The 25,582-nt window shown below is 40.2% G+C and carries 27 protein-coding genes; 12 read left to right on the top strand and 15 right to left on the bottom strand.

Annotated elements, in window-relative coordinates; all coding sequences use genetic code 11:
• Window positions 1–136: 136 nt before the first annotated feature.
• A complete protein-coding gene (locus tag AC503W_RS06320) occupies window positions 137–922 on the bottom strand; it encodes an ABC transporter permease (RefSeq protein WP_402867989.1) in 786 nt (261 codons plus the stop codon).
• On the bottom strand, window positions 922–1,551 hold the full coding sequence (locus AC503W_RS06315; protein WP_427686518.1) for an ABC transporter ATP-binding protein: 630 nt from the start codon (window positions 1,549–1,551) through the stop codon (window positions 922–924). Before AC503W_RS06315 ends, AC503W_RS06320 begins: the two co-directional genes overlap by 1 nt.
• Before the next feature lie 126 nt (window positions 1,552–1,677).
• Here AC503W_RS06315 and AC503W_RS06310 point away from each other — a divergent pair, with 126 nt between their 5' ends.
• The 3 genes from AC503W_RS06310 to AC503W_RS06300 all read left to right on the top strand — a co-directional run bounded on the left by AC503W_RS06310 (window position 1,678) and on the right by AC503W_RS06300 (window position 3,732).
• Window positions 1,678–2,565: a thermonuclease family protein gene (locus AC503W_RS06310; protein ID WP_494916442.1), complete on the top strand. Its 888-nt coding sequence runs from the start codon at window positions 1,678–1,680 to the stop codon at window positions 2,563–2,565.
• Window positions 2,566–2,650: 85 nt separating this feature from the next.
• Complete coding sequence (locus AC503W_RS06305; protein WP_402956096.1) at window positions 2,651–3,010, top strand: PilZ domain-containing protein; 360 nt, start codon at window positions 2,651–2,653, stop codon at window positions 3,008–3,010.
• A 233-nt stretch (window positions 3,011–3,243) separates the two neighbouring features.
• On the top strand, window positions 3,244–3,732 hold the full coding sequence (locus AC503W_RS06300) for a sigma-70 family RNA polymerase sigma factor (protein ID WP_427686520.1): 489 nt from the start codon (window positions 3,244–3,246) through the stop codon (window positions 3,730–3,732).
• A gap of 49 nt (window positions 3,733–3,781) precedes the next feature.
• On the opposite strand, the gene ykzS is transcribed toward AC503W_RS06300, so the two are convergent.
• On the bottom strand, window positions 3,782–3,976 hold the full coding sequence (gene ykzS / locus AC503W_RS06295) for a protein YkzS (RefSeq protein WP_402867979.1): 195 nt from the start codon (window positions 3,974–3,976) through the stop codon (window positions 3,782–3,784).
• 425 nt (window positions 3,977–4,401) lie between these two features.
• On the opposite strand from ykzS, the gene AC503W_RS06290 reads away from it, so the two are divergent.
• From AC503W_RS06290 to AC503W_RS06280, 3 genes are all read left to right on the top strand, one after another.
• Window positions 4,402–4,578, top strand: a complete 177-nt coding sequence (locus AC503W_RS06290; protein ID WP_402867977.1) for a YkvS family protein — start codon at window positions 4,402–4,404, stop codon at window positions 4,576–4,578.
• A gap of 202 nt (window positions 4,579–4,780) precedes the next feature.
• A complete protein-coding gene (locus AC503W_RS06285) occupies window positions 4,781–5,410 on the top strand; it encodes a DUF8580 domain-containing lipoprotein (RefSeq protein ID WP_402987691.1) in 630 nt (209 codons plus the stop codon).
• A 176-nt stretch (window positions 5,411–5,586) separates the two neighbouring features.
• Window positions 5,587–7,410 (top strand): IS1182 family transposase, encoded by a 1,824-nt coding sequence (locus AC503W_RS06280; protein WP_494917287.1) that lies wholly within the window; start codon window positions 5,587–5,589, stop codon window positions 7,408–7,410.
• On the opposite strand, the gene AC503W_RS06275 is transcribed toward AC503W_RS06280, so the two are convergent.
• The 3 genes from AC503W_RS06275 to AC503W_RS06265 all read right to left on the bottom strand — a co-directional run bounded on the left by AC503W_RS06275 (window position 7,335) and on the right by AC503W_RS06265 (window position 10,922).
• On the bottom strand, window positions 7,335–8,378 hold the full coding sequence (locus tag AC503W_RS06275; protein ID WP_402867973.1) for a YkvI family membrane protein: 1,044 nt from the start codon (window positions 8,376–8,378) through the stop codon (window positions 7,335–7,337). The two genes, AC503W_RS06280 and AC503W_RS06275, sit on opposite strands and share 76 nt — an antisense overlap.
• A 171-nt stretch (window positions 8,379–8,549) precedes the next feature.
• Window positions 8,550–10,244: a M3 family oligoendopeptidase gene (locus AC503W_RS06270; RefSeq protein ID WP_494916439.1), complete on the bottom strand. Its 1,695-nt coding sequence runs from the start codon at window positions 10,242–10,244 to the stop codon at window positions 8,550–8,552.
• A 240-nt stretch (window positions 10,245–10,484) separates the two neighbouring features.
• On the bottom strand, window positions 10,485–10,922 hold the full coding sequence (locus AC503W_RS06265; protein ID WP_402867969.1) for a MarR family winged helix-turn-helix transcriptional regulator: 438 nt from the start codon (window positions 10,920–10,922) through the stop codon (window positions 10,485–10,487).
• A 159-nt stretch (window positions 10,923–11,081) separates the two neighbouring features.
• Here AC503W_RS06265 and AC503W_RS06260 point away from each other — a divergent pair, with 159 nt between their 5' ends.
• The 3 genes from AC503W_RS06260 (at window position 11,082) to AC503W_RS06250 (ending at window position 14,776) form a co-directional block, all read left to right on the top strand.
• A complete protein-coding gene (locus AC503W_RS06260; protein ID WP_494916437.1) occupies window positions 11,082–12,584 on the top strand; it encodes an ATP-binding protein in 1,503 nt (500 codons plus the stop codon).
• Window positions 12,585–12,701: 117 nt separating this feature from the next.
• Window positions 12,702–13,931 carry an MFS transporter gene (locus AC503W_RS06255; protein ID WP_427591155.1) on the top strand — a complete coding sequence of 410 codons (1,230 nt, stop codon included), beginning with the start codon at window positions 12,702–12,704 and terminating at the stop codon, window positions 13,929–13,931.
• A 113-nt stretch (window positions 13,932–14,044) separates the two neighbouring features.
• Window positions 14,045–14,776: a ZIP family metal transporter gene (locus tag AC503W_RS06250; RefSeq protein ID WP_427591050.1), complete on the top strand. Its 732-nt coding sequence runs from the start codon at window positions 14,045–14,047 to the stop codon at window positions 14,774–14,776.
• A gap of 52 nt (window positions 14,777–14,828) precedes the next feature.
• On the opposite strand, the gene AC503W_RS06245 is transcribed toward AC503W_RS06250, so the two are convergent.
• The 3 genes from AC503W_RS06245 to AC503W_RS06235 all read right to left on the bottom strand — a co-directional run bounded on the left by AC503W_RS06245 (window position 14,829) and on the right by AC503W_RS06235 (window position 18,120).
• On the bottom strand, window positions 14,829–15,386 hold the full coding sequence (locus AC503W_RS06245) for a PilZ domain-containing protein (RefSeq protein ID WP_494916435.1): 558 nt from the start codon (window positions 15,384–15,386) through the stop codon (window positions 14,829–14,831).
• 71 nt (window positions 15,387–15,457) lie between these two features.
• On the bottom strand, window positions 15,458–15,700 hold the full coding sequence (locus AC503W_RS06240; protein ID WP_427591048.1) for an aspartyl-phosphate phosphatase Spo0E family protein: 243 nt from the start codon (window positions 15,698–15,700) through the stop codon (window positions 15,458–15,460).
• 260 nt (window positions 15,701–15,960) lie between these two features.
• The gene (locus tag AC503W_RS06235; protein WP_427591047.1) at window positions 15,961–18,120 is read right to left on the bottom strand and encodes a PAS domain-containing sensor histidine kinase; all 2,160 of its coding nucleotides are present in this window, start codon (window positions 18,118–18,120) and stop codon (window positions 15,961–15,963) included.
• Window positions 18,121–18,386: 266 nt separating this feature from the next.
• Here AC503W_RS06235 and AC503W_RS06230 point away from each other — a divergent pair, with 266 nt between their 5' ends.
• Window positions 18,387–19,439: an acyltransferase family protein gene (locus tag AC503W_RS06230; protein WP_402867956.1), complete on the top strand. Its 1,053-nt coding sequence runs from the start codon at window positions 18,387–18,389 to the stop codon at window positions 19,437–19,439.
• 172 nt (window positions 19,440–19,611) lie between these two features.
• Window positions 19,612–21,372: a B12-binding domain-containing radical SAM protein gene (locus tag AC503W_RS06225; protein ID WP_402867954.1), complete on the top strand. Its 1,761-nt coding sequence runs from the start codon at window positions 19,612–19,614 to the stop codon at window positions 21,370–21,372.
• Window positions 21,373–21,411: 39 nt separating this feature from the next.
• Here the strand turns inward: AC503W_RS06225 and AC503W_RS06220 are convergent, their stop codons facing one another.
• Together AC503W_RS06220 and ykzP are read right to left on the bottom strand one after the other, a co-directional pair.
• Window positions 21,412–21,552 (bottom strand): hypothetical protein, encoded by a 141-nt coding sequence (locus tag AC503W_RS06220; protein WP_402867952.1) that lies wholly within the window; start codon window positions 21,550–21,552, stop codon window positions 21,412–21,414.
• On the bottom strand, window positions 21,553–21,711 hold the full coding sequence (ykzP, locus tag AC503W_RS06215; protein WP_402867950.1) for a protein YkzP: 159 nt from the start codon (window positions 21,709–21,711) through the stop codon (window positions 21,553–21,555).
• Window positions 21,712–21,831: 120 nt separating this feature from the next.
• Here ykzP and AC503W_RS06210 point away from each other — a divergent pair, with 120 nt between their 5' ends.
• Window positions 21,832–22,167: a DUF3905 domain-containing protein gene (locus AC503W_RS06210; protein ID WP_427591046.1), complete on the top strand. Its 336-nt coding sequence runs from the start codon at window positions 21,832–21,834 to the stop codon at window positions 22,165–22,167.
• A 50-nt stretch (window positions 22,168–22,217) separates the two neighbouring features.
• Here the strand turns inward: AC503W_RS06210 and AC503W_RS06205 are convergent, their stop codons facing one another.
• The 4 genes from AC503W_RS06205 to AC503W_RS06190 are packed head-to-tail and all read right to left on the bottom strand — an operon-like array spanning window position 22,218 to window position 25,580.
• A complete protein-coding gene (locus tag AC503W_RS06205) occupies window positions 22,218–23,195 on the bottom strand; it encodes a quinone oxidoreductase family protein (protein ID WP_427591045.1) in 978 nt (325 codons plus the stop codon).
• A gap of 15 nt (window positions 23,196–23,210) precedes the next feature.
• The gene (locus AC503W_RS06200) at window positions 23,211–23,990 is read right to left on the bottom strand and encodes an enoyl-CoA hydratase/isomerase family protein (RefSeq protein ID WP_427688394.1); all 780 of its coding nucleotides are present in this window, start codon (window positions 23,988–23,990) and stop codon (window positions 23,211–23,213) included.
• Between the two features lie 14 nt (window positions 23,991–24,004).
• Window positions 24,005–24,784 carry an SDR family NAD(P)-dependent oxidoreductase gene (locus AC503W_RS06195; RefSeq protein WP_402867943.1) on the bottom strand — a complete coding sequence of 260 codons (780 nt, stop codon included), beginning with the start codon at window positions 24,782–24,784 and terminating at the stop codon, window positions 24,005–24,007.
• A 34-nt stretch (window positions 24,785–24,818) separates the two neighbouring features.
• Window positions 24,819–25,580, bottom strand: a complete 762-nt coding sequence (locus AC503W_RS06190; protein ID WP_407408049.1) for a 2-phosphosulfolactate phosphatase — start codon at window positions 25,578–25,580, stop codon at window positions 24,819–24,821.
• Between the last annotated feature and the right edge of the window lie 2 nt (window positions 25,581–25,582).

Here is a 25,582-nt window from a genome sequence, read left to right as displayed (position 1 = left end):
ATACGAAAATCTACGATTTCCTTTTCAGAATATCATTATCATTCTCAACAAACAAACCATAACTATCCTGTTTCTAAAGAATCGTACAAAAATTAGGATAAAACTGCAACAATTAATTTATTTCCTTTAAAAAGTTTTAGATGGACAGTTGTGCAGACTTTGTGAAAAACGCCTTAAAACTCAGCAAGATAAAGAGGATGACCGTTATGGAGACACTACCAAGAATCCCAATAAGTATGGCAATTTGATATTCTATGGCGATGAGAGGACTGATTCCCGATAGAATTTGCCCTGTCATCATTCCCGGAAGGAAAATGATCCCCATACCCAACATATTATTCAAAGTCGGCAGCACTGCCGAATCGAAAGCGGCATCCACATATTTTTTGACGGCCTTCTGCGGCGTGGCGCCAAGCATCAACATCGCCTCCACCTTATCGCGGTTACTTGTGATGCCGTCGTGCAGGTTCTTTAAAGCTAACGTAACGCCGGTCATCGCATTCCCCACAATCATACCAGCAATCGGGATAAAGTAACGTGGTTCATACCATGGCGTGAAATGGATGACGACCAAGTTAAAATAAAACAAAGCGGCCATCGGACCTGTGAGCATACTCAAAATGACCATTCGTTTGATTTTCTTGCTGAGCGTAAAGGATATTTGTTTAAAAATATTTCGGATAGAGAACCAGGCTATCAAACATAAAAATCCTATTGAAAGCAAGGGATGGGGATTCTCGAATATATACGTCAATACATACCCTGCAAGAATAAGTTGGACCGTCATGCGTACTGTAGCGAGCAAAATTTGTTTTTCCCTCGATATCCCTCGCCATTTTACAATGATAAGCAGGAGAACCACGAATACATAGGCCGCACATAAACGCCAAAGCTCAATATTTATTATCCCACTACTCTCCATTAATAGTCCCCCTCCTTTGACTTTTTAAGAACGATCCTTCCCTCAGCATATTCATCCACAAGTTGCCTAGAATGAGTAATCATGACCACGGTTCCCATTTCCTGTTTCACTTTTGTTAAAAACCGGTTCATGACATCCAACTCTGATTCTTCGTCAAGAGCGGATGTTGGCTCATCCAATAAATATACGTCAGGCTTTAACAGAAGCAATCTTGCCAATGCCAACCTTTGTTTCTCCCCACCCGACAATTTCTCTACATCAGCTGATAATGGCTTCTTTAACAATACCGTTTCAAGTACGTTTAGTAGCTCGTCCTTTGATCCCTTTTCTCTTTCAGTCAATTCTAATCCCAATTGGAGGTTTTCTTCAATGGTTCCAGGTAAGGTGAGTGCTGTTTGAGATAGCATCGTAACTTGGCGACGGAGCTCTATCGGGTTAAATGTTCCAAGGAGTTGCTCTTGATAAAAAATCGACCCGGTGTCCGGCTCATTCATTCTATTTAATAGTCTAAGCAGTGACGTTTTCCCAGCTCCGCTCTCCCCAGTCAAACAAGTTATTTTCCTTGCCGGGATTTCAAGATGGTCAATATTTAGAATCCCTTTAAACGTTATGTTTTCTAACCTGAACATATTTCCGGTTCCTACCTTTCTTGCTTCACGATTTCTTAATAAGAATAAACCACCAGAGAGGACAGTGGATATGGTGAAAATAGAATATTTTTCATTTTCTTTCATCATTTTATAAGGTAGTATTATTTGCGACCCTTACTTATCCATGACACCATGGAAAACAACTTGAATGGAGGATTTATGGTGACTACACCGACATATAGTACTTTTTTTAAATATGTATTTTTACTGATTTCGTTATGTGCGTTTACATTAACAGGTTGCCAGGAAATAACCGACGATTTGTCAGAAGAAAAGTCCACAGAAGAAACGAATACTTCCACCAAGGAAAACTCCCTTTCTACAGACCAAGTCTCCAATGAATCAAAAGGAAAAACCTTCACAGCTCAAATAGTTCGCGTGGTCGATGGCGACACAGTGAAAATTAAGACGTCTAATGGAAAGGAAGAAACGGTCAGGCTTCTTTTAATCGATACCCCTGAAACCGTCCATCCTTCCAAGCCCGTACAACCCTTTGGTCCTGAAGCTAGCAAGTTTTCAAAAGAGCTAATGCCTGCCGGTTCGGAGGTGGAAGTGGAGACAGGAATCGGTGAACGAGACAAATATGGGCGTCTGCTGGCCTATTTTTATGTAGATGGAAAAATGGTAAATAAGCTTCTGCTAGAAAAAGGGCTCGCACGGGTCGCATACGTATATGCACCCAATACAAAATATCTTGACGAACTGGAAGCCATCCAGAAACAAGCTCAAAAAGAGGAAATCGGCATTTGGTCGATTGAAAACTATGCCACTTCGAAAGGATTCGATGATTCGAAAACGGATAAAGGAACAACAGAAAAAACCACCGAAAAATCATCGTGCTCCAATCCGAACATTAAAGGAAATATCAATTCAAAAGGTGATAAGATCTACCACATACCAAGTGGACAATACTATGATATAACAAAAGAAGAAGAAATGTTTTGTACAGAACAGGATGCAGTGAAGGCCGGCTTCCGGAAATCACAGAGTTAAGGTCATACACGTATCCATCCGTTCATTCTTGTAAATGGATAAAATAGAAAACGGAAAAGATACTGAATTTCCAGGGGGACATATTGTGAAATATAACAGGGATGAAGCATTTCGTTTTATTTTCGATCGTCCGCTTTCTGGTTTTTTTAGCATCATTAGAGTAAACAACTTGGAAAATAAAAGCCGAAATGGGGCCATGTCCGTTCTGGACATCAGTGCCGGAGGGCTCAAGTTCCAGTCCAATCTTGACCTTCCGGAGCAAGCGGACCTCGAGCTTTTGCTAACTTTCATCATAAATGCAGACGAGATTGATTTACGTGGACGAATTCTCTGGAAAAAGAAAAGTGGATCCGCTTATATGTACGGTTTCATTATGAATGAAAATGAAAGTTTGAAAGAAACGATAATCAAGGAACTGAAAATCTATCGGAAAAATAATCAATAGTTTCATTAGGCGCACCCGGCAAGCCGGGTGTGCCTTTATTTATTTTGTCTAACCCAATCAAAACTTCGAAATATCGATAATGGATGGTGCTTTTTTACGTTTTTCCGTCGCAAAATTCAATTTTCTCCCCTTTATTTTATGCATTTTTCCATTTCGATATATTCCATGAAATTATTTAAGGTGAAAGCACCCGGGAATATACGAAAAGTGCACTTTTTAAAAAGGCGTAGAAAATGGACGGTTTTACAAGTTTATCAGAACAATTCACTCCGATGATTCATCATGTTATCCGCTCACTATCCATTTATAAAAACAAAGAGGATTTCTTTCAAATTGGATTAATTGCATTATGGGAAGCTCAAGGCAAGTACAAGGAAGCAAACGGACAATTCTCCAACTTCGCATATACAGTCATAAAAGGGAGAATCATCAATGAATTAAAACGCCTCCATAAATACGACACGCATATCCAGCCAGTTGACGCAGCGGTTCTTGAAATAGAAGATCCCTTTTCTATGCACACAGAGGCCCTCGTGACAGAGAACCTCTTAGCCTACACAGAAAACTTGACATTGAACCAGCAACGCTGGCTCATCTTTACTTTCATCGGAAATAAAAATCAAAATGAAATCGCCAATACATTCAATGTCTCGATTGCAGCCGTGAAATCATGGCGAAAAACCACCCTTCTTAAATTGAGGAAGGGGATGGATATTCCATAAAAAAATAGGAAAAGGACGGTTCATCGATTCGAACCGTCCTTTTCCTATTTTAACTTCTTGCTTCCTCTAAATACGTATAAATGACTTCCCCATTATGTTGGGCATTTCCTCGGAAATGTTTGAAATCCGCTCTTTGAACAAGCACTTCACGAAAACTCAAAAATTCTTCCTTATTGATCCTGAACTCTTCCATTTCCCGATTAGCCAGTTTATTCAGGACTAGTTTTGCTTCTTCGGAATCCATTCTATTTCCTCCTTATTAGTTGTTTCTGTTCCTTACCTGTATAGGAGAAATTCCGTTTCTATTTTAACATAACCTTAACGCTTATTATCAATCAGAACTTTTTGTGGTCTCTTGACTATATTATTCTTTACGAATACATAAAAATAGTGCAAACTGTAAAGTAAAATATCACATTGTAAATTGATTGGTATTTTTCGTACATAAGTATCATCCAGACTCATACAAGTAAGAGTAAGTGTGCTTATATTGATTTCCATAATATGTAAAAAACACATACCTGTACTTTCTAACCAGTCATTATAACTACTCTATATCTTTTTACTTGCACTTCCCAGGTCAAAATCTAAACAGCAAGGTGTTCGAATAATCCATTTATTCATAGTTACTGATTATCATTGAAAACGAGATGGGAAAGGATGATTACCATGAAGAAAGCGGAAGTTGGAAATATCATTGAATTTAGAGAAGGCTTACAAGGAATCGTCGAGAAAGTGAATGAGAACTCTGTAATCGTGGACGTCACGTATATGGAAAATTACCTTGACTTGGAGCTTGAACAGAAGACAGTTGTCAATCATAAAAATTATAAGATCATCGGATGAAGGTACTGAACGACGGAATGGTTTTTGACCATTCCGTTTTCCTATGCAGGAACTTTATGGTTCATTTGGTTACCATGATATCATTTGTAACTTTTTTCTTTTTCATTCGTCTATATATAAAAGGGATGATTCTCTCCAGAGCGTCGATAGGTCATGCCTTTCTACACATATGAGAAATTCAACAGAAAGTTGAGGGAAAACGATGAAAAAATGGACGCAATATTTAGGCGGAGCGACAATGGCGGCCCTATTGCTGAGCGGATGTGGGACAACCACGGACGACAAGACGGCTGAACCACAAGAAGATACGGTAAAAGAAGAGAATACAGCAGGCTCAACAAATGGAGCTACTGATAGTTCTGAAGGGACAAAAAAGGTTAGGCTTATGGAACAGAATTTGCAATATACAAGTAATGGGGAAGCAAAAGAAGAAACAGCCTTCCTGAAAAATAGTGATAATCAACCATTTAGCCTATACGTCTTACAACAGTTCGAGTTGACTGCCGAGGAGCCTGGAAAGGATGTCCTTTTCCTGACCGATGACGACTCTGTATCCATGAGGATTGAATTATTAACGGGCGATGTCAAATGGGACGAAGTAGAGGAAAATGTCCAAACCCAACTGAAAAGCATTTCAGAGAAGATAGAGGACCCGGCACTTAACATAGATAATGGTTCCGGCTATGAAGTCGTGAACGGCGATGATGTGGTTACTTCTGTCTTACTCAAAGATGAGAAGTCCCCTGTCCGCTTAACCATGTTTACAAAGAAGGACAAAGATTACCGGGATGCCTTTCTAGAGATGGCTAAAACAATCATGAAAGAATCCTGATATCAAATAAAGGGGCTGTCCCAAAAGTCAGGAAAATGACTTTTAGGGCAACCCTTTTTTTATGAAATTTATGCACAAAAAAATCGCCCTTTTTAGTAAAATGAAGTTACCACACACCATTTACGAAAGGACGATTTTTTATGAGCAATCCAAAGATCACTACAGAAAATTATAACATGGAACAAACTATACTACCACTCACCATTCAAGAGGAAACTACCGTTCCTCAAAAACGAAATTCTACACCTACTTTTATTCCCTATGATAACCAACAAACCACTGTTATTTTTGACATTCAGGATCTCATTCCGGTTCACCACGTGGCGCGTGTGATTGATCAAATGATTGAATCAGTAGAAGATAATGTCTTTTTTGAGCACTATAATGGTGGCGGACGTAGCTCTTACCATCCTAAAATGATGACGAAAGTCATTTTGTATGCCTATTCTCAAAAAGTCTATTCCTGTCGTGAAATCGCCAAACTGGTTAAAGAAAATATCCCAACAATGTGGCTGGCTGCCTTGCAAAAACCGGATTATCGAACGATTAATCGATTTCGCACACAACAAATGGATAAGCTCCTTCCGAAGCTATTTGAAGAAATGATCCATCAACTAATAGAAGAAAAGCACGTCACAATGGAGAACTATTTTCTAGACGGAACAAAGATTGAAGCAAGCGCAAACAAGTATTCATTTGTGTGGAAAAAGGCGACGACCAAATTTGAGGCGAAGCTGCAAGAAAAAATCGAAGAAACGTACCAACAGATTCAGACCATTGCAAATGAAGAGGGTCTTGAACTGTCTACTCAAGATGAAACCTCCTCATTAACGATAGAGGAAAAACTAACTCAAATAGAAAAAGCATTAGTGGAAAAAGTTGAAAAAGAAACGAACGGTATCCAACTTGAAGAAGATGTCCAGGTACGAAAAGAAAAACGACGGGAACTCAGTCCGGTTAAGAAACTATTGAAATTAGTGCGCGAGGACTTAGGTCCACGATTAGTTAAATATAAACAACAAAATGCTCTATTTGGCGATCGAAATAGTTATTCTAAAACCGATACGGATGCGACATTTATGCGAATGAAAGATGATCATATGAATAACGGACAACTAAAACCTGGTTATAATATTCAAATGGCAACGGAAAATCAATTCATTCTTTTTTATACGATACATCAACGCCCAACTGATACGCGTTGTTTCAAGCCGCATTTAGAGGCACTGAAGAATACATCGCTACCATTCCCGAAAAACGTCATCGCAGATGCCGGCTATGGCAGTGAAGAAAACTATCTCTACTCTTTGGAAAAAGAATTTGAAGCTTTGATTCCTTACAATACTTTTTTAACGGAACAAAAACGGAGCTATAAAAAAGATATTCGTCATGCGAGTAACTGGGCATATGATGAACAAAAGGATGAATACACCTGTCCAAATAACCGTAAGGTTTTATTTAAGCGTTACTCGACCCGTACGGATAAAAATGGATTCACACGTGACTTTAAAATTTATGAATGTGAGGATTGTACGGATTGCCCATTAAAATCTCAATGTACAAAGGCGACAGGAAATCGCCAAGTGCATGTTAATCCAGTTTATGAAGAATTAAAAGCGAAAGCAAAATTGAACCTTTGGTCTGAATCGAATGCACAACTTTACGCTCGACGAAAAATCGAGGTAGAGAGTGTTTTTGGTCATATCAAGGGCAATAGGTCGTTCCGTCGCTTTTCGCTTCGGGGCTTAGCGAAAGTCCAAACGGAGTTTGGCATCGTAGCCATGGCACATAATTTACTGAAGATAGCTGGGTTACGTCAGCTACTTTCAGTAAATTATTATAGAAATAGAAAAACAGGTGGAGAAAAACAACTCGTTTTTCTCCACCTGTTTTATTTTAGGGACTTATTAGACAGCCCCTCGTTTTATATTTTTTTGCCTGCATCACTTTTCCAGACGAGGATTAAAAACAGTAAACTTATGTATCCAAATACCGGATAGAGATAACCCAGGAGTCTTCCATATCCGTACGTGCCGATAATCAACGCCACAATAAAGCTGAAGGCGATGATGAATATGCCAGGCACTTTAATATAGTTGCTGATTTGCCTCTGCAATCCGTAAATATTTCCGATGACTGAAGTGAAGATTTCGCCGTATATCACCAAGATGAACATCCAATGTAAATGACCGCCCACCATTTTCATAAGGACCGCCGATGGAATTTCATAGCTCATCACATCCGGAAGGGTCATAAGTGATAAATGCCCAGTGAGTAGAATAATCGTAAGGAATACCCCACCCAAAATAGCACCTTGCTTTATAATTCTTTCATCCTTAACCTCATACGCCACCGGAACAAGCACCGCCTGCGCTAAAGCCAGGTTAAAAGCGGTATAGGCAAACGGGGAGAATATCATCTTCAAGCTGATCCGTTCTTCTGGGAATTGCGTTAGAGAAGATAAAAATTCACCCGTCCCTAAAGTCGAGAAGAACAGAATCAAGCTAAATAGAATCATGATGGGAACAACAAAAGAATTCACTGTAAAAAGCCCACGCATTCCTAGCATCAAAACCAATGAAGCCAGAAGGGCCGTTGTCCAGCTCCCAACGTTTTTCGAGATGCCAAGCTGTTCCTCGAAAACGGCACCTGATCCCGAAATCATGACCGCTGTAACACCTAGCAGCATGATAAGGAAAAAAACATTGATGACGCCCGCTAATTTCTTCCCAAATAAAAATTGATTGAATTCTTCATAGGAAGCTGCCTTGATCCTTGAGGAAATCAACATGATCTTCGTACCACTGAAAATGAAAATATAGCCTGCTATTAAAATCCCGATAAAGCCATAAAAGCCATAACGGGTAAAGAACTCAACAACCTCCTTTCCAGTTGCAAAACCCGCTCCGACAACTGTACCTACATAAACGGCTGCAACCTGAAAGATTCCTGACCACCTAGAAAGCATGTACACCCCTCCTCCCTACATCTATATGTAAGAGGGAGAATTTTAAGACAGTCCAAGTCAGTTTAACCTAAATTAATGGGAAAGCTTCGGTCCTCCCATTTTAAAAACGCTCCCTCTAAAGGGAGCGCCTTTCTATAGAAGACCCGCTAACGATTCACGAGATTTCACAACTTATAAAGCTTGGTCATCGACCGAACTCAGCCATTCATCGATAACCCTTACGACAGACTGCACAGTACCTTCTGCAAATGGGGAATCAAGGTTGGCCGATTCCACGAGCCCAAGGAATGATTTACTTCCTCCAAGTTGACAAAGGTTTAAATAGTCCTTCCACGCACTCTCATCTTTTTCCACAGACTTTTTCCAAAATTGGAAAGCACATATTTGAGCCAAAGCATAGTCAATGTAATAAAATGGAGACTGATAGATATGACTTTGACGTTGCCAATAGCCTCCGCCCTCTAAAAATCCGTTCTCTTCATAATCACGATGAGGTAAGTATTCCTTCTCGATTTTGCGCCATGCCTGTCTTCTCTCAAGTGGCGATGCGTTTGGATTTTCGTAGACAAAATGTTGGAATTCATCCACAGCCACCCCATATGGCAGGAACACGAGCGAGCTACTTAAATGGGAGAACTTATACTTTTCTGTATCTTCTTTGAAGAACAGATCCATCCAAGGCCAGGTAAGGAACTCCATGCTCATCGAATGGATTTCGCAAGCCTCATAGGTTGGCCAATTATATTCCGGAATATCCAGGTCACGGCTTCGATACACCTGGAAAGCGTGTCCTGCCTCATGTGTAAGAACATCGATATCACCAGATGTCCCATTGAAGTTGGAAAAAATGTAGGGAGCTTTATAATCTTCAATGAATGTACAATATCCACCACTTGCTTTTCCTTTTTTAGCAACCAGGTCCATTAAATCATTTTCAATCATAAAATTGAAAAACTCATCCGTTTCGGCAGAAAGTTCATGGTACATTTTTTGACCATTTTCCACGATCCACTCCGCTTCGCCTTTAGGAACGGCATTCCCCGTACTGAATTGGAAATTCTCATCGTAATAATAGAGTTTCTCCAGACCTAGGCGTTTCTGCTGACGTTCCTTCAAGCGGGTAACGAGCGGAACCACTTCCTCTTTCACCTGTTTACGGAAAGCTGCCACCATCTCTGCATTATAATCGGTCCGTGTCATGCGATAATAACCTAGCTCGACGAAGTTATCATACCCTAATGTCGTTGCTATGCCATGTCGCACCTTTACCAGCTCATCAAAAATCCGATTCAGTTCGTCCTGCTTCTCTGCAAAGAAACCATAGTAAGCATCACTTGCCATTTTTCTGATGGAACGGCTCTCAGACTCCATGAAGGGCTGAAGCTGTGCCAATGTCCGCTCTTCTCCCTCAAATTCAATTTTCGCGGAAGCTATTAACTGTGAGTACTCACTTGCCAGCTTATTTTCTTTTTGCAGTTGCGGGATGATTTCCGGCGAGAACGTTTTGAGCTGTGCCTCAGCCAAATCAAATAGTTGCCTTCCCCACTTGGACTCAAGTTCCCGACGGAATTTCGATTGAACGAGTTCTGTATAAAACGTGGAAGTCATTTCCTCCATTTCAGGTGAGAATTCGTCCAAATAATCATTTTCATTTTTATAAAACTCATCAGTCGTATCAATGGTATGCCGAATATAGACCAGATTGCTCATCGTACCAACATAGTTTCGAATGGCATTTATTTCACTTATGGCTTCTACTTGTTCTTCAACCTCAGTCGCATCCACAAACTGCTTAAGAGCTTTCGTGAACTTCCCTTTAATGTCATCCAATTCAGGCCGTTCATATTTATACTCATTAAATTTCATAATTACACCCCAATTTCATCATTTGTATCCCTTTTTTCCCAAAAAAACACCTATCGTGTTCATTGGTTGCCAGTTAAAATAGGACATAATTAAATTCGCCATATTCTTATGTAAAGCCTTCCTATTTATGAAAAAAGTAATAGGGTTCTCCGCCTTTAGTGGGCATGACCGTCAGATTCGGACGAATCATAATAAAACTACAAAAACACCTCAATTAAATTAAGGTGCTGGTTTACTGGATTATTTTTTTGCGGAGTAACCAATCTTTTTCAGTAATTCTATTGCCGTTTCTTTTTCCTCTTTCGTAAGGACGCTCATCACATCATCGATTCTTTTTTCATGATCAGGAAAGACATCCTCAATAAAGGCTTTACCTTTATCCGTAATTTTGGCAAACGTTACACGGCGGTCATCTTTACAAGCTATCCGCTGTAAAAACTCCTTCTGTTCAAGCTTGTCCACTACATAAGTAATGCTACCGCTTGCAAGCAAGATCTTTCCACCGATTTGTTGAAGAGGTTGATCACCTTTATGATATAACAGTTCAAGTACGGCAAATTCAGTAGGATTCAAGCCCGCTTCAGCTATATGTTTATTCACTATATCATTAATCGAACGGTGAGCTCTTGACATCACGATAAACAGCTTTAATGACTGTTGGATGCTATCATTCCCCATAACTTCACAACCTTAAAATTTTTAATTAAAATATCTTGAATTGAAGGTTATTATATTCTATTGCGCCTTTTTTGTCAATTTGCCTATAGGGCATGGCTATTGCTATTGTTTAATTCTCCAGTTTGATATACTAAAAGAAAAAATAAAAGTAGTGACCACATGAATTCAAGGCAGAGATTTTCGAAATACATACTTATTGTCATTTTACCATTAATCATTTTAACTATCACTTATTGGTTATATTTTGATTATTCCATCCAAGAAGAACGGAAAGCAAAGGCTGAATGGATTGGATCCGTTTATCAAAAATCGATAGACCAAGTAATCAGGGAAACCAAGGGAAATGTGGAATGGTTGAGTCGCAACCGTTCTATTCCATATATGGACGAAAAATCAAAGAATCAATTGTTAGACTCCTTCAAAGATACAGACCCCAGATACGCTGACATTTATCTGCTGGATCGAGAAGGAATGACCATACATAGTACAAGCAAGCAGCCCCCCCAATCCAAATTAATTGATCATGAAGATATGGACTTAGCTGTAAATACTCAAAAAGCGGTGATGGCCAACAAAACAGGAATTGATGATTTGAATTGTACGTGCTTCACCATCTTCGCCCCAATATTGGAAAAGGATAAGGAAGTACGGGGATTTTTATTGGTTCAGATCAAATTCGATTATTTAAAGAATATCTTGAATACACTTTCACCTGAACAAACAGTAAAACTTCAAACGAATGAGAGAGAAAAGGTCGTTGATATAAATATCGGGAATGTAAACCCAAGTTCAAGATGGATGACCCTCCCCTTGACAGAAGCCGAATGGTCCATATCAGTTAAAATGCTGGAAAAAAAGGATACCCAAAACATCCATATATTCTATTCTTTTATATTTTTCACCTTCATCATCACCCATGTGATTTATATTATTGTATATGAGTTCCTCTATCGTAGGAATTCAAAAAAACAAAAACAACTCATTGATGACCAAAAGTTGAATTTCGTAGGTACACTTGCAGCAAGTACTGCACATGAAATCAAAAATCCACTCACGGGCATAAAAGGACTTGTCCAATTGCTAAATGAGAAGCATCCAGATGAACAAGACCAGTTTTATTATTCCATCATCATGAAAGAGATAGAAAGGATAAACAGTATCGTCAGTGAGTTCTTGATTCTAGGTAAGCCGATGGTGCAAAACTTATCCTCATATGATGTACGCGGTATCGTTGCTGAATTAAGAACGATAATAGAATCTGAAGCTCGTTTTTACTGTATCGAAGTCGAATGGGATATAGTTAGGTCACCACTTCCTGTATACTGTACGAAGGACCAACTCAAGCAGGTCATACTTAATATAGCAAAAAATGGCTTTGAGGCCATGGAACAAGGCAAAAACCTGACCATACATATTTATCCAAAAAAACAAGAAGCTATTATAGAAATCATTGACACTGGACACGGGTTGGAATCGAACGACATCCAGAAAGTATTTGAGCCATTCTATACTTCCAAAAAGGAAGGGACCGGTTTAGGACTTTTCGTCTGCAAGAGAATCATCGAACTCTTCAATGGAACAATCGAGATTACAAGCAAGCTTTCGGAGGGTACGACGGTCATGATTCGCTTACCTATCCTAAAAGAGAACGTGAGTAAGTAATCTATATGGAAAGAATCACGTTTCAGTAAAGTAAACCCTTCTATCCTAAGATAATCATCTTGACGGACCTTAAATATAAGGTCACTAGAATAAGATTCTAATTTAGAAAGAAGGCAAATACATATGGCAAGTACCACAGCAACTAAACCTATACCAAAAAATCAAGAGATGACCCTCAAAATAATGATTATTATTGGCATATGCCACTTAATGAATGATTCTCTTCAGGCCGTGGTACCGGCCATGTTTCCCATCCTAGAAAAATCCATGTCTTTAACTTATACACAGTTGGGCATGATTGCCTTCTGCCTGAACATCATCTCATCACTTCTACAGCCAGCTGTCGGATTTTATACCGATAAAAAGCCACTGCCTTATGCTTTGCCAGTTGGATTAACCAGCACATTAATCGGAGTCATCATCCTGGCTCTTGCACCAAACTATATAACTATACTCGGTGCTGTCGTTTTAATGGGCTTTGGATCAGCCATTTTCCACCCAGAAGGATCCAGAGTCGCCTATATGGCTGGAGGTCCCAAGCGTGGATTGGCCCAGTCAATTTATCAAGTGGGTGGAAACAGTGGGCAGGCACTAGCTCCGCTCATCACGGCCATCATTCTTGTCCCGTTCGGGCAGAAGGGCGCTCTCTGGTTTGCTTTCGTTGCCTTTGCCGCGGTCATGCTATTACTGTACATAGCCAAGTGGTATTCCCAAAGGCTCGTGCATTTTCAGCCAAAAACTCTGGCGGCTAAAGTCGTTAATAAAGAGCGTTCCAATAAAGTGGCCAAAGCCTTGGTCTTAATATTATTCATTATCTTCGCCCGCTCCTGGTATGTATCCTGCATGACAAATTTTTATAGTTTTTATTTAATCGAACAGCACTCATTCACAATAAAAGCGGCACAGATCTTCCTTTTTGCCTTTTTAGCCGCTGGGGCAGTCGGGACATTTTTCGGTGGCCCGCTCGCCGACCGCTTTGGGCGGAAAAACGTGATACTTTTTTCCTTTGCTGCAAGTACGCCGATAACCGGTCTTCTGCCATTCGTACCACCGATTGCAGCTTTCATTCTATTACTGATTGCCGGATTCATCATCATGAGCAGTTTTTCCGTTACCGTCATATATGCACAGGAATTAGTTCCCGGTAAAGTGGGGACAATGGCTGGTCTGACTGTAGGACTCGCTTTTGGTATGGGGGCGATTGGATCCGTTTCATTGGGGGCGATTGCAGATATTATCGGGATTGCAGCCATGATTAAAATCGTAGGATTTTTGCCCTTGCTAGGGATCCTCAGTGTCTTCCTACCAAGTGATTTCATGTTAAAACAATGGTATCCCCAAAAATAGGTTTCACACTGTAACCAATTTGGATAATCAAAAATACAATACATTATTGTTTTACCCAGAGAAGAAGAAAAAAGAAAGAATGAAAAAAGAACAACCATGCAAAGGAGAAATTTATGAGTGGAGTTTTATTAGGCAGTATCCTCTCTGCTATGTCTACAGGGGCCGGTGCGCTACCGATTCTTTTCATTAAAGGGTCCATGACCCATCGATTCAGGGATACACTTTTAGCATTTACAGCTGGAATCATGATGGCTGCTTCCTTGCTAAGCCTCATTCCAGAATCATTGGCAACCGGGGGGTATATCCAACTTATCATCGGGGTTTTCCTCGGAGTCTTAACTTTAACGATTATGGAAAAAAATATTCCACACATTGATCTCGGCCATACGAAAAGTGGTATTCAATTTGATGAGAAAGCTTTGCTCATCATCACGGCCATCACATTGCACAATATTCCTGAAGGTCTCTCCGTTGGGGTCAGTTATGCCTCAAACGCGCCTGATACAGGGAATTTGATAGCTTTTGCAATAGGTCTCCAAAATGCTCCCGAAGGCTTGCTCGTCGCATTGTTTCTAATCAATCAAAAAATTGGGAGATTCACGGCTTTCATAATTGCCACCTTAACTGGCGCCATAGAAATCGTCACGGGTCTATTAGGATATTACTTAACCTCTTATATTGAATTCTTGGTCCCTTATGGTCTTGCATTTGCCGCTGGGGCTATGCTATTCATCGTCTACAAAGAATTGATTCCCGAAAGTCACGGGGATGGGAATGAGCGCACCTCCACCTATTCCTTCATAGTCGGACTCTTATTTATGGTCATCTTATTGGAAATTCTATGATAATTGAACATGACAAAGGCTGGCTCCTTATGTGAGTCAGCCTTTTTCCTTTTTAAACAGCCGCAGATGATAATTTATCAAGCTGACTGTTAAGAATATATCTCCTGACATAAAACAAATCTTTGACAGGCACTCCTATGAAACTGACTCCATACCGATATGCATCTTCCATTTCCCGCTCATTTTGTATCCTGATTGTAAAATGATTCCTGGCATGATCAATCATAAAGGTGATGGTATGCAACTCGGCTTTCATTAGTTTGTTTTCACACGAAAATCCTAGGCCCTTGATGCTCAAATCAATCAACTGAACCCTTTCACTTTTTTGGGGGGACTGGACTTTTCCTTGAGCAACATACGATACCCTTGCAGCCCGTCTTCTTTCACTATCCTGAAGGGTATCGTACCATGGAACAAATAAGTATAGATTATTCTCTTGCTTTTTTATGATATTCGTTTCGAATGTTTGGGATTTATGCAGGCAGATAACGGTATCACCGGAATTAAATCGATCAGGATCCATAACAATGACATTCATCAGTTCCCCTTCGATAAAAAATAATGCCGCCTGGCTAATCTCCCCTCGTTTTACTAGTTGAATATATTCCATTCTTGACCTCTATTTCTTCATAGTCACTGCTATCCAAAGATAAATTCACGATCCATTTTCTTATATATTTATTAAAGGAAGTAATCATTGTAGAAAGGTTCCTGTAAGATGACGACCAAGTCTTTTGTTTCCACTCTCATTTCAATAGGCGTATGATGTTGCAGAATCAAATATTCATTAATCAGTTTATCAAGCTCCTCACTGATCCGAATGGTATGATTATGACTCATTCCGTGTATTTGCGCAAAATCCATCATTTCCCACCGTTTTATTCGTATTTCGTTACAAATTTCCATTGCATTCCGACAATTCATACCTATATTCACTACTCCTGCCCTTTTTAGAGTTTGATTATATTTAAGAATTATTACAAAATATACCTTATATGTAAATAGGTTCGCAAAAAAAGACAAAACTTCTTATATTGCGATAAAATTCAAAGCAACAGAAGACAGAAAATGACGGGAACCCTTATGACCTTTTCAAACAAAAAAAAACCCTTCAATTTATGAAAGATTTCAAGTACCCAACCTTGTGAAAAGAAAAGAACCAGTTACCCAATTGGCATCATCCTCTAAGCTTCACTTTTAATGGGCAAATAGATATGAAAAACTGTCCCTTTATCGACTTCGCTTTCCACTTCGATATATCCATTATGTTCTTCTATGATTTTATAGCTGACCATCAATCCGAGGCCGGTCCCTCTTTCCTTTGTCGTATAAAATGGCTCACCTAACTTTTTTAACTTTTCTTTGGATATCCCGTTTCCTTGGTCAATAATCGAGATGCGAACGTGGCTATTTGACACTTGGCTCGATTGGATACGAATTGTGCCGCCATCCGGCATGACTTCCAGTGCATTTTTAATAATATTGATAAATACTTGTTTTAACTGATTTGCTTCACAGAATATGTTGCATGCAATTCCCTCAAAATCTGTCTCAAAGCGGACATTATTAAGTAAAGCTTGTGCCGCTAAAAGCTCCAGTGTCTCTTTCAGGATGATGTGCAAGTCTTGTTCCAAATATTGAAGGGCCTGCGGTTTAGCCAAAACCAGGAACTCTGTAATAATCGTCTCGATGCGCTGTATTTCTGAAGTGATTATGTGAAAATAAGTAGAGAAATCCTCTTTGACCAAATCTTCAAGCAGTTGGATGAAACCTTTTAAAGCTGTCATGGGGTTTCTAATTTCATGGGCGATTCCGGCGGCAAGTTCACCAACAACATGTAAGGTATCCGATTTCCTAATTTGTTCTTGCATTTCAAGCCTTTCACTTACATTGCGAAAAATGGTTAAATTCAGGTTTGAATACAGATTGCCTCTTGTTAAAAATTCAATATGCTTAATCCTTCCATCTTCGAATTTTAGTGGAATGATGGAAGAATACACTCCTTTTTTATATACCGCTTCCACATGTGCATTCAAATCAATTGCATTTTCCGGTACTTTTCCGATGAATTCCTTTACGGTTAGAGAAAGGAGTTTTTCCTTAGAGATTTCCAGTATTGCCTTACCTGATTCATTAAAGTCCGTAAATCCATCCTTGTTCCATAAGATCAACCCATCAAGTGACCCCTCAAAAATTTTCCTGAATTTCTCTTCACTTTTCCTTAATTCTTTTTCTATTTCCCAGCGTTCGGTTACATTACGAAAGATGGTTACATTATACCCATCGCCCTCATGTTTCTTTGCCGTTAATTCAAGTAATTTGATTTGATTGTTTGGCATCTTATAAAAAATATCATCCCTGACTTGGCCGTCTCTTTCAAAAGTAGCAAGCATTCTTTTAAAATAACGATTTTCCTTATAGATGAATTTCCATATGTCACTGCCAATCATTTCTTCCTTAGTGGATTCAAATATTTTACAGGCTGATTGATTGACTCGAAAAATAACACCGGCCTCATTCCAAAAAACGATTCCTTCCATTGATTGATCAAATAACTCGGCAAAAATCCTTTCGCTCGACTCTAATTTCTTTTCAATAATATTCGATTCAGTGATCTTCGAAAACGTCGTTATGAATAATTCATTTCCGACTGGTGTACGGGTTGAAAAAGTAAAACGACAAGGCTTCCCATGTAGGGTTACCTCCAATTCACCCATAGAATTCAATGTTGTAAAAATTTCACTAACCCCTTCGTCTAGCTGTGACTTATCATCATGTGTCACCAAATCTGATAGTCTTTTCCCAATAAGATCTCTTTTATTGATTTTCAAACCATTCATGAATGCGGAGTTTGCCTCTAATATAAGTCCTTTACGACTTAAAAGGAGAATACCCTCTCTTGCTGTATCGAAATTATCCAAAACCATTTGCGGTGGCATCAAATTCCCGACCTGATCGATTTCAGACACATCCTCCAAACGAAAAATCCTCTTTCCACCTGAAAGTGTCCCAACCTGTATAAACTCAAACTCCCTCATGTTTCCATTATGGAGTTGTACCGCTTTCCTTTTCTTAAGAGGCTTTTTATGCCTGCTTAATCCCTCCACATCAACTGCAAGTAAGGTACTTGCTTGAAGAAAATCACTAAGCTTCAGTTTAGCCAGTTGTTCTCTGGGCTGATCGAACAACAAGCATGCCGCCTCATTCGCATAGGTGAATCTCAGGTTTTCATCGATCATTATATGGGGCTCTATAATGGAATTAAAGATTTCTTTATATTCTTCGATGTGTTTATTCAACCTGCTGATCTCCTCATTACAGACAGCCTCGTACTCTACATTCATATTCAAACCCCTTTCCAAACCTACTTCCATTCATTTCTTTCGACACCTATCTCTTTCGACATCCACCCCAAATTCCCTCGCTATTTCAAAAAAAACAGTAGAATAGAATTAGTCATGCGTGTAAAATTTATATTGCCATTCTCTTAATTCATTTTTGAATTAAGGGAAATTTAAGCTCTTTCCATGATAATGGATTTCAATCTCTATTTTTAGGGTATAGAGATACAATGATTTCTTCTCCTAAAAATAAATATTTGGAGGCAACTATGAAACAACGTGATTTTTTCTTTGACAATGCTAAGTTCATTCTCATGGGCTTTGTCGTTTTTGGACACTTGTTGAACACCTATATAAACGATAGTGAAACGATTTATGCGCTTTACAAAACCATTTATTCCTTCCATATGCCGGCCTTCATCCTTGTTTCCGGTTTTTTTGCAAAAGGATTTTATCAAAAAGGGTATTTAGCGAAAATCACCATGAAAATGATCGTACCTTATATCATTTTCCAAATCATTTACACAGTGTACTATTATTTTCTATATGATCGTTCTTCCTTCAATGTAGACATGCTCACCCCCCATTGGTCTTTGTGGTTCTTGATCAGTTTATTTTGCTGGAATATCATGCTTCTCGGTTTCTCTAAACTGAAGCCGCTTGTCGGTATAGGTTTATCGTTCCTAATCGCCTTGCTAATTGGATATGTGGACTTCATTTCCAATTTCCTAAGCTTATCGAGAACGTTTGTATTTTTCCCCATGTTTTTAATTGGGTATCATTTAAACAAAGATCATTTAAAAAGACTATTTACACCTAAAGTCCATATAGCATCACTCTCTATCATCCTTGTTGTTTTCATCGGTTTTTATTTAAAAGCAGATATCAATTATAAATGGTTGCTTGGCTCTAAGCCCTATTCCGAGCTAGAGGAAGCGTCCATCATATCCATGTTTAAACGTCTTGGTTTTTACGGATTAAGTGTCATTACAGTGTTTAGCTTTTTATCCTTTATCCCAAGACAACAATATTTCTTTACCAACTGGGGTAAGCAAACCCTGTATGTGTACTTGCTTCACGGCTTCTTCATTCGTTTTTTCCGTGAAAGCACCCTTCAGGAATACTTTAGTAACACCGAAAGCTTCATCATGCTAGCCGGGCTTTCCTTCTTGATTACAGTTATGCTTTCAAGCGAAATCATAGGTTCCATGGCACAGCCCATTATCGAATTGAAAATATCCAGGACCAAACAGTTCGCTCGTAAAGTTAAAGAATATATAAAGCCTAGTAAAGAACATAAACAATCTACTACCAGGTTTTAGAACAAAAAGGGCAGCCATAGGGTTGTCCTTTTATTTTCTTCTATTTAACATTTTATACTGTAAGTGGTTTTCCAAAACCAAGAGACTATGGTACAATTATTCGTTAGTGCTTGTTGGCTTTTAGATAACATGTACACGAAAGGAGATAGGCGCTTTCATTGCGCCATTTTTTATGAATATAATTATTAGTACTCTTAATGCAAAATACATCCATACATCTCTATCCATACGATACCTGAAGGCTTATGCCCAACCGGAATACGATGCACAGCTTGCGGAATACACCATCAAAGATCCGATTATGAACATCGTCGGCGACCTCTATTCCAAAAAGCCGGATGTAATCGGATTCAGTTGTTATATATGGAATATCGAAGAAACCATGAAAGTCGTGGCGATGCTTAAAAAGATCAATCCTGAACTGGTTATCATCCTCGGTGGTCCTGAAGTGACCTACGATGTTCATGATTGGCTAGATCAAATTCCAGGTGCTGATTTTATTGTCATTGGCGAGGGGGAAGTAACCTTCAAGGACCTGCTTTCCGAAATAGAAGGGGAACACAACTATAAGAAAGTTAGTGGAATTGCTTATCGGCAAGATGGTAAAAAGGTGATTCAGCCCCAGAATGGCAAGGTGGACCTGAAATCCCTTCCCTCACCATACCGTTTAGAGGAAGATCGTAATGAGATATCCAAACGGGTGACGTATATCGAGACAAGCCGTGGCTGTCCGTTCAGCTGTCAGTTCTGCCTATCATCGATTGAAGTGGGTGTGCGCTATTTTGACCGCGAAAAAATTAAAGAAGACATCAGGTATTTGATGGATAATGGGGCAAGAACGATTAAGTTTGTCGATCGTACATTTAACATTAGCCGGAGCTATGCGATGGAGATGTTCAGGTTTTTAATTGATGAGCATCAACCTGGAGTCGTTTTTCAGTTCGAAATCACGGCTGACATCATGCGCCCGGAAGTCATTCAATTCTTGAACGATCATGCGCCTGCCGGATTGTTCCGTTTTGAAATCGGTGTACAGTCTACGAATGATCATACAAATGATCTCGTGATGAGAAGACAGAATTTCGAAAAGTTGACCCGAACTGTCACGATGGTAAAAGACGGACAGAAAATAGATCAGCATCTCGATTTAATTGCTGGCCTGCCTGAAGAAGATTATTTTTCATTCAGAAAGACCTTCAATGATGTTTTTGCACTACGCCCCGAAGAGATGCAACTCGGATTCTTAAAAATGTTGCGTGGCACTGGGCTGCGCATTAGAGCGGATGAACACGATTATATTTACAGTGATCATGCCCCTTACGAAATCCTGGGAAACAATGTTTTAACCTTTGATGATATTGTCCGCATTAAACAAGTCGAAGATGTCCTTGAAAAATACTGGAACGATCATCGAATGAACCATACAACCGAGTTCCTTGTAGAAACGGTATTTACCTCCCCATTCGACTTCTTCCAGGAATTCGGCACCTATTGGGATGAGCAGGGCTGGTCACGCATTGGGCATCAGCTTGAAGATTTATTCAAGCGATTAGAGCTATTTTTGATTAAAAGGGAAACCGATCAATTGAATAATGTCATCGGTCTCATGAAATTGGATTACTTTAAGAATCAAAAATATAAGCCACGTAAACCTTGGTGGGAAGCCTCTTTAGATAAACATGGCCGTTCTAAGATTTATGAAGAAATTCTTAAGCATCCCGAGCACCTAGGAACCGATTTCAGGGATTTACAACTGAACGAAAAGGAAATATATAAGCATACCTTGATTGAAGAACTTCCGTTTGATTTAGAAACCTACTTAACGGATGGGACCATAATTGAACAACCTTCCATCATGCTTGCCTATTTTGATCCAAGTGGTAAAGGTTCTCGTATCTTTTCACTATCTAAGGCTGAAAGCACAATACAATAAGAATAAGGACGGACCCCTGTTTGTGGGGTCCGTCCTTATTTACTTTTTGTTATTTTTCGCGGCCAGTATTTCATAGATCTCGGTTGCATTCATATCTTCACTAAATTCCATACCGAATTCCGTTCGTACGTACTGGGCCTTATCTTTTTTCTCTGGTTGTTTACGTGTTTGTTTATTCATTTAACTTCTTCCTTTTCTGCCTTGTTTAGAGTTACGGTTTGCACCCTTCATGACATTTTCATCGGCTGCAAATTCATTTGAAAATTCATCTATTCCTTGATTCTTCTTCGGCGTTTTACTGGCTTTTACAGCCCCATCAACATTGGCTTTCCTTTTCATTTTCATTCCACCTCTATAAAAAAAGTTAACATTATAGAATGGGGTAATTCCGTTCAAAATTATTCACGGATAATATATCGTCATTCGCGTACATTAAGACTAAAAACGGAGGAGGATATAATGAAGAAAAAACTCGATAACCCAATTTTATCAGATACTCAGCCACATCAAATCAATGCACCTAGCTTCAAGAACACTGGAATAAAACCAGAAGCACCATTTGTGAATGAGTATGGAGTGGTCATCGGGGACAGTAAGTACGCCTCAGACAATTCACCGCTTGAAAATTGGAATGAGGATACAGACCCGGAAATCATGGCTGGTGATGAATGGGTCCACCCGACAAATGATATTGGCTGGAACTCGACTGAAAATCGGGAACTATTAGAAGCCAAACGAGATCCTCAAGCCCCTTTTTTCCATCCCGATAAAGATGTCAGCTCCGAAACGGATTAAGCTCTCGCAAATTTAAGGGTATCCTGAAACTTCCAGGACACCCTCTTTCCTTATTTAATCTGCAAAATCAATTTCCCTTTCGTTTGACGCGCGTTCATTTCTTCATGAACCGCCGCTGCCTGTTCGATTGGATAAATACCTCCGATGGTCATCTTTAGTTTACCTGAGGCTACATAAGAGAAAAGCTCTTCGATACTCGGTACAAGCAAATCCGGCCTTTTCATGATCTGGGGTAGGAAAAAACCTATGACGGATTGATTACGGCGCATTAAATTCTGAGGATTCATCGTATATAGCTCACGACTAGCATTGCCAAAAACGACTATGCGACCAAAAGGAGCCAGACATTTCAGGGTCTTATTGAAAATGTCCCCTCCTGCCATTTCAAGGGCAACATCCACGCCCTTACCGTCTGTCGCCTCTCTCACTTCGAGCTCCCATCCCTCTTTCGTATAATCAATGAGTACGTCCGCCCCCATCTCTTTTGCGAGTTCCAATTTTTCTTCGGTGCTAGCTGTGGCAATTACTTTCCCTGCCCCGAAAATCTTTGCAAGCTGGACAGCAAGCGTCCCAACGCCCCCGGCTGCTGCATGGATAAGTACCACTTCCCCAGCCTGCAGGCGTCCCATCGTCTTTAAGATGTGATACGCACTTAGCCCTTGTAGGGGTAAAGCAACCGCGTCATGGAAAGAGATTTCATCCGGTAATGGAATTGCGGAGAATTCATTGGACAAGGCATATTCGGAATAGCCGCCTGATTCAATCAAACTCACAACCCTAGTTCCAGCCTTGATCTTGGTTACTTTTTCTCCTACTTCCACCACAACCCCTGCCACTTCTGCACCTGGAATAAACGGGAGCGGCGTTGGTACGACATATTGCCCTTCCCGCCGGGCTGTATCGGCATAGTTGACCCCGACACAGTCAATTTCAATCAATACTTCATATCCGGTAGGCGTCGGTTTTTCCTTTTCTGTCAACTTTAGAACTTCAGGTCCACCGTAGGCTTCAAATTGTATGGCTTTCATCTTCTTCCCCCTCTATTAGTTCCCCGTATATTTCGGCTTTCGTTTCTCTTTGAATGCAGTAACCCCTTCTATATGATCTTCAGTTGTCCCCATTAGGGTTTGGGTAATCCGTTCCTGTTCAAGAATTTCCTCAAGTGAAGCCGTAAACGAATGACTCACAAGTTTTTTCATCATTCCATAGGCTTTTGTTGGCCCATGTGCCAGCTTGTCGGCTATCTTTAACACTTCTTCTTCAAGTTGATTCAATGGAAATACATGATTGATAACGCCTAACTGATGTAAACGCTCGGCCGAAAAAGGTTCGGCCGAGAAAAAGAGTTGTTTGGCAAGATGCGGGCCCACTAATTTCGGTAAAAAGTATGAACCACCTCCATCCGAAATTAACCCTACCTTTGAAAAACTCATAGCAAATTGGCTATCCTCTGCAGCCACGATTAAATCGCAAGCAAGTGCCAAATTAAAACCGGCCCCTGCAGCAAATCCGTGTACCGCGGCGATTATGGGAACCTCGCAGGAATCCATCGCCAATATACAATCATTCAGTTTACCGACATGGTCATACATTTGTACGGCAGTGGCCTGGCCCATCGATTTGACATCCCCTCCGGCGGAGAATGACCGTCCGGCTCCCCTGATTACGATGGCTCTTATTTGAGAATTCTGCCGAACATCAACAATCGTATTGGTTAAGTCCGCTATCATATCCGGACTAAAGGCATTCAAGCTTTCAGGGCGGTTCAAAGTCACCAGCAATACATGATTGGAAACCTCCGTTAATAAATGTTCTCTTAACATGTCTTCATCCCCCTTTATTTGATTAACCATCCACCATCCACTAAGATATCGGTGCCTGTCATGTATGAGGCTTCAGGTGAAGCGACAAATGCGATGACGTTACTGATTTCCTCTGCCTTCCCTACTCTTTCGAGGACCGTGTTTCTTTGTATCGACTTCAGGAATTTCTCATTCTGCAAGCCATCCTCCGTTAATGGAGTTTCAATGAATCCCGGTGATACCGAATTAACCCGGATTCCGTATGGAGCCAGTTCAAGTGCCAATGACTTCGTCAGACTAAGTACACCAGCTTTAGCAGAACTGTAATGCGGGATATGGGCCCCTGCTTGATGGGCGGATAGTGAGGCCGTGTTGACGATGGCCCGATTGCCGGCAGAGTCAAGTTCATGGCTTGCCGCTTCTTTCATCACCTTCCCTAAATATTTTGAGACAAGAAAGACACTTTTCAAATTGACATCTTGGATCATATCCCATACTTCTGTGGAGGTATCTAAAAGTTTGGAGGACCTCGATCCTCCCGCGTTGTTTATCAAAATATGAAGATCCCGGTATTGTTCGGTAACATACATGGCCAGCTCTTTAACGTCTTCCTCATCCGTAACATCAGCAGGAAAAATGTCAGCCAGCGGGATAGTATGGCGGGCATTGATCTCAGCCGCCACTTCTTTCAGCTTCCTTTTCGTCCTTCCTACTAATAAAACCTGTGCACCCTCATCCGTTAACCTTAATGCTGTCGCTTTCCCAATACCCGAACCCGCACCTGTTATTACAGCAATGGATTGTGAGAATCTCATTGTTTCACACCTTTCTTCTTACCTTATCGACCCTTTATCTCTGCTGCCTATTCTTCACAGTTTGTATTTTTCCATTTATCAACTCCGGAACAAGGGTTATCGACCCTTTTTGAGTTGCCAACCTCAAATCGCCATTTAAATCATGATTTTCAAACAGCTGACCAACATGCGAAGTTTGGAGGATTTCAAAGGCACTGTTGATATTCGTGCTATAAAAGGCACATGCTGCTTTCGCTGCATCATTTAACAGGAACGCATCTTGTGTCCCATTGACCAAACAATGAATCAAATGGCCGGCCCCATAAAAATCTTCCATACTGAATTCACCCGAATTGCCCGAACACACAATAACAATGGTTTCCGTTTGGTGAACGTTTTTGATTTTTTCTGCAACGGATGGATTATTCAGTAAAGAGGCAATATACACCTTTTTGGCCGAACTTGATTTTTGTAGGGCCACTGTGCCATTAGTTGTCGATAAGACAAGCGTTTTACCCTGAACTAGCTTATTCAACAGCGTCGGACTCGGATAGATGAAGCCCTCAATAGGTTGGGCCCTCATTTCCCCGGCAAGGAGGCATTCCCCTTGAGTCATATCTTTGCTTTTCAATTCGGCATCGGCAGGGCTCAGGACAGGGATTACCTGCTCCGCTCCATTATGAAGAGCAGACACGATGGTCGTGGTTGCTAATAGCACATCTAGTACGATGGCGACTTTCTCCCCATCTAGAAGCTTGTCCCTGTTGATTTCTTCTTTTTTCAATAGCAAGTGTATATGCTGCATCGTCTGTTTCATCT

Source organism: Peribacillus suis, assembly GCF_059384845.1.
Note: the sequence above shows the minus strand (reverse complement) of the source record. Positions and strands in the feature narration are given on the sequence as shown.

Excerpts from the sequence above, each read along its gene's own strand:
- AC503W_RS06320 (WP_402867989.1), bottom strand. The coding sequence starts at position 922 with ATGGAGAGTAGTGGGATAATAAATATTGAGCTTTGGCGTTTATGTGCG.
- AC503W_RS06315 (WP_427686518.1), bottom strand. The coding sequence starts at position 1,551 with ATGTTCAGGTTAGAAAACATAACGTTTAAAGGGATTCTAAATATTGAC.
- AC503W_RS06300 (WP_427686520.1), top strand. The coding sequence starts at position 3,244 with ATGGACGGTTTTACAAGTTTATCAGAACAATTCACTCCGATGATTCAT.
- ykzS (WP_402867979.1), bottom strand. The coding sequence starts at position 3,976 with ATGGATTCCGAAGAAGCAAAACTAGTCCTGAATAAACTGGCTAATCGG.
- AC503W_RS06290 (WP_402867977.1), top strand. The coding sequence starts at position 4,402 with ATGAAGAAAGCGGAAGTTGGAAATATCATTGAATTTAGAGAAGGCTTA.
- AC503W_RS06285 (WP_402987691.1), top strand. The coding sequence starts at position 4,781 with ATGAAAAAATGGACGCAATATTTAGGCGGAGCGACAATGGCGGCCCTA.
- AC503W_RS06280 (WP_494917287.1), top strand. The coding sequence starts at position 5,587 with ATGGAACAAACTATACTACCACTCACCATTCAAGAGGAAACTACCGTT.
- AC503W_RS06275 (WP_402867973.1), bottom strand. The coding sequence starts at position 8,378 with ATGCTTTCTAGGTGGTCAGGAATCTTTCAGGTTGCAGCCGTTTATGTA.
- AC503W_RS06270 (WP_494916439.1), bottom strand. The coding sequence starts at position 10,244 with ATGAAATTTAATGAGTATAAATATGAACGGCCTGAATTGGATGACATT.
- AC503W_RS06265 (WP_402867969.1), bottom strand. The coding sequence starts at position 10,922 with ATGGGGAATGATAGCATCCAACAGTCATTAAAGCTGTTTATCGTGATG.
- AC503W_RS06260 (WP_494916437.1), top strand. The coding sequence starts at position 11,082 with ATGAATTCAAGGCAGAGATTTTCGAAATACATACTTATTGTCATTTTA.
- AC503W_RS06250 (WP_427591050.1), top strand. The coding sequence starts at position 14,045 with ATGAGTGGAGTTTTATTAGGCAGTATCCTCTCTGCTATGTCTACAGGG.
- AC503W_RS06245 (WP_494916435.1), bottom strand. The coding sequence starts at position 15,386 with ATGGAATATATTCAACTAGTAAAACGAGGGGAGATTAGCCAGGCGGCA.
- AC503W_RS06240 (WP_427591048.1), bottom strand. The coding sequence starts at position 15,700 with ATGAATTGTCGGAATGCAATGGAAATTTGTAACGAAATACGAATAAAA.
- AC503W_RS06235 (WP_427591047.1), bottom strand. The coding sequence starts at position 18,120 with ATGAATGTAGAGTACGAGGCTGTCTGTAATGAGGAGATCAGCAGGTTG.
- AC503W_RS06230 (WP_402867956.1), top strand. The coding sequence starts at position 18,387 with ATGAAACAACGTGATTTTTTCTTTGACAATGCTAAGTTCATTCTCATG.
- AC503W_RS06225 (WP_402867954.1), top strand. The coding sequence starts at position 19,612 with ATGAATATAATTATTAGTACTCTTAATGCAAAATACATCCATACATCT.
- AC503W_RS06220 (WP_402867952.1), bottom strand. The coding sequence starts at position 21,552 with ATGAATAAACAAACACGTAAACAACCAGAGAAAAAAGATAAGGCCCAG.
- ykzP (WP_402867950.1), bottom strand. The coding sequence starts at position 21,711 with ATGAAAAGGAAAGCCAATGTTGATGGGGCTGTAAAAGCCAGTAAAACG.
- AC503W_RS06210 (WP_427591046.1), top strand. The coding sequence starts at position 21,832 with ATGAAGAAAAAACTCGATAACCCAATTTTATCAGATACTCAGCCACAT.
- AC503W_RS06205 (WP_427591045.1), bottom strand. The coding sequence starts at position 23,195 with ATGAAAGCCATACAATTTGAAGCCTACGGTGGACCTGAAGTTCTAAAG.
- AC503W_RS06200 (WP_427688394.1), bottom strand. The coding sequence starts at position 23,990 with ATGTTAAGAGAACATTTATTAACGGAGGTTTCCAATCATGTATTGCTG.
- AC503W_RS06195 (WP_402867943.1), bottom strand. The coding sequence starts at position 24,784 with ATGAGATTCTCACAATCCATTGCTGTAATAACAGGTGCGGGTTCGGGT.
- AC503W_RS06190 (WP_407408049.1), bottom strand. The coding sequence starts at position 25,580 with ATGAAACAGACGATGCAGCATATACACTTGCTATTGAAAAAAGAAGAA.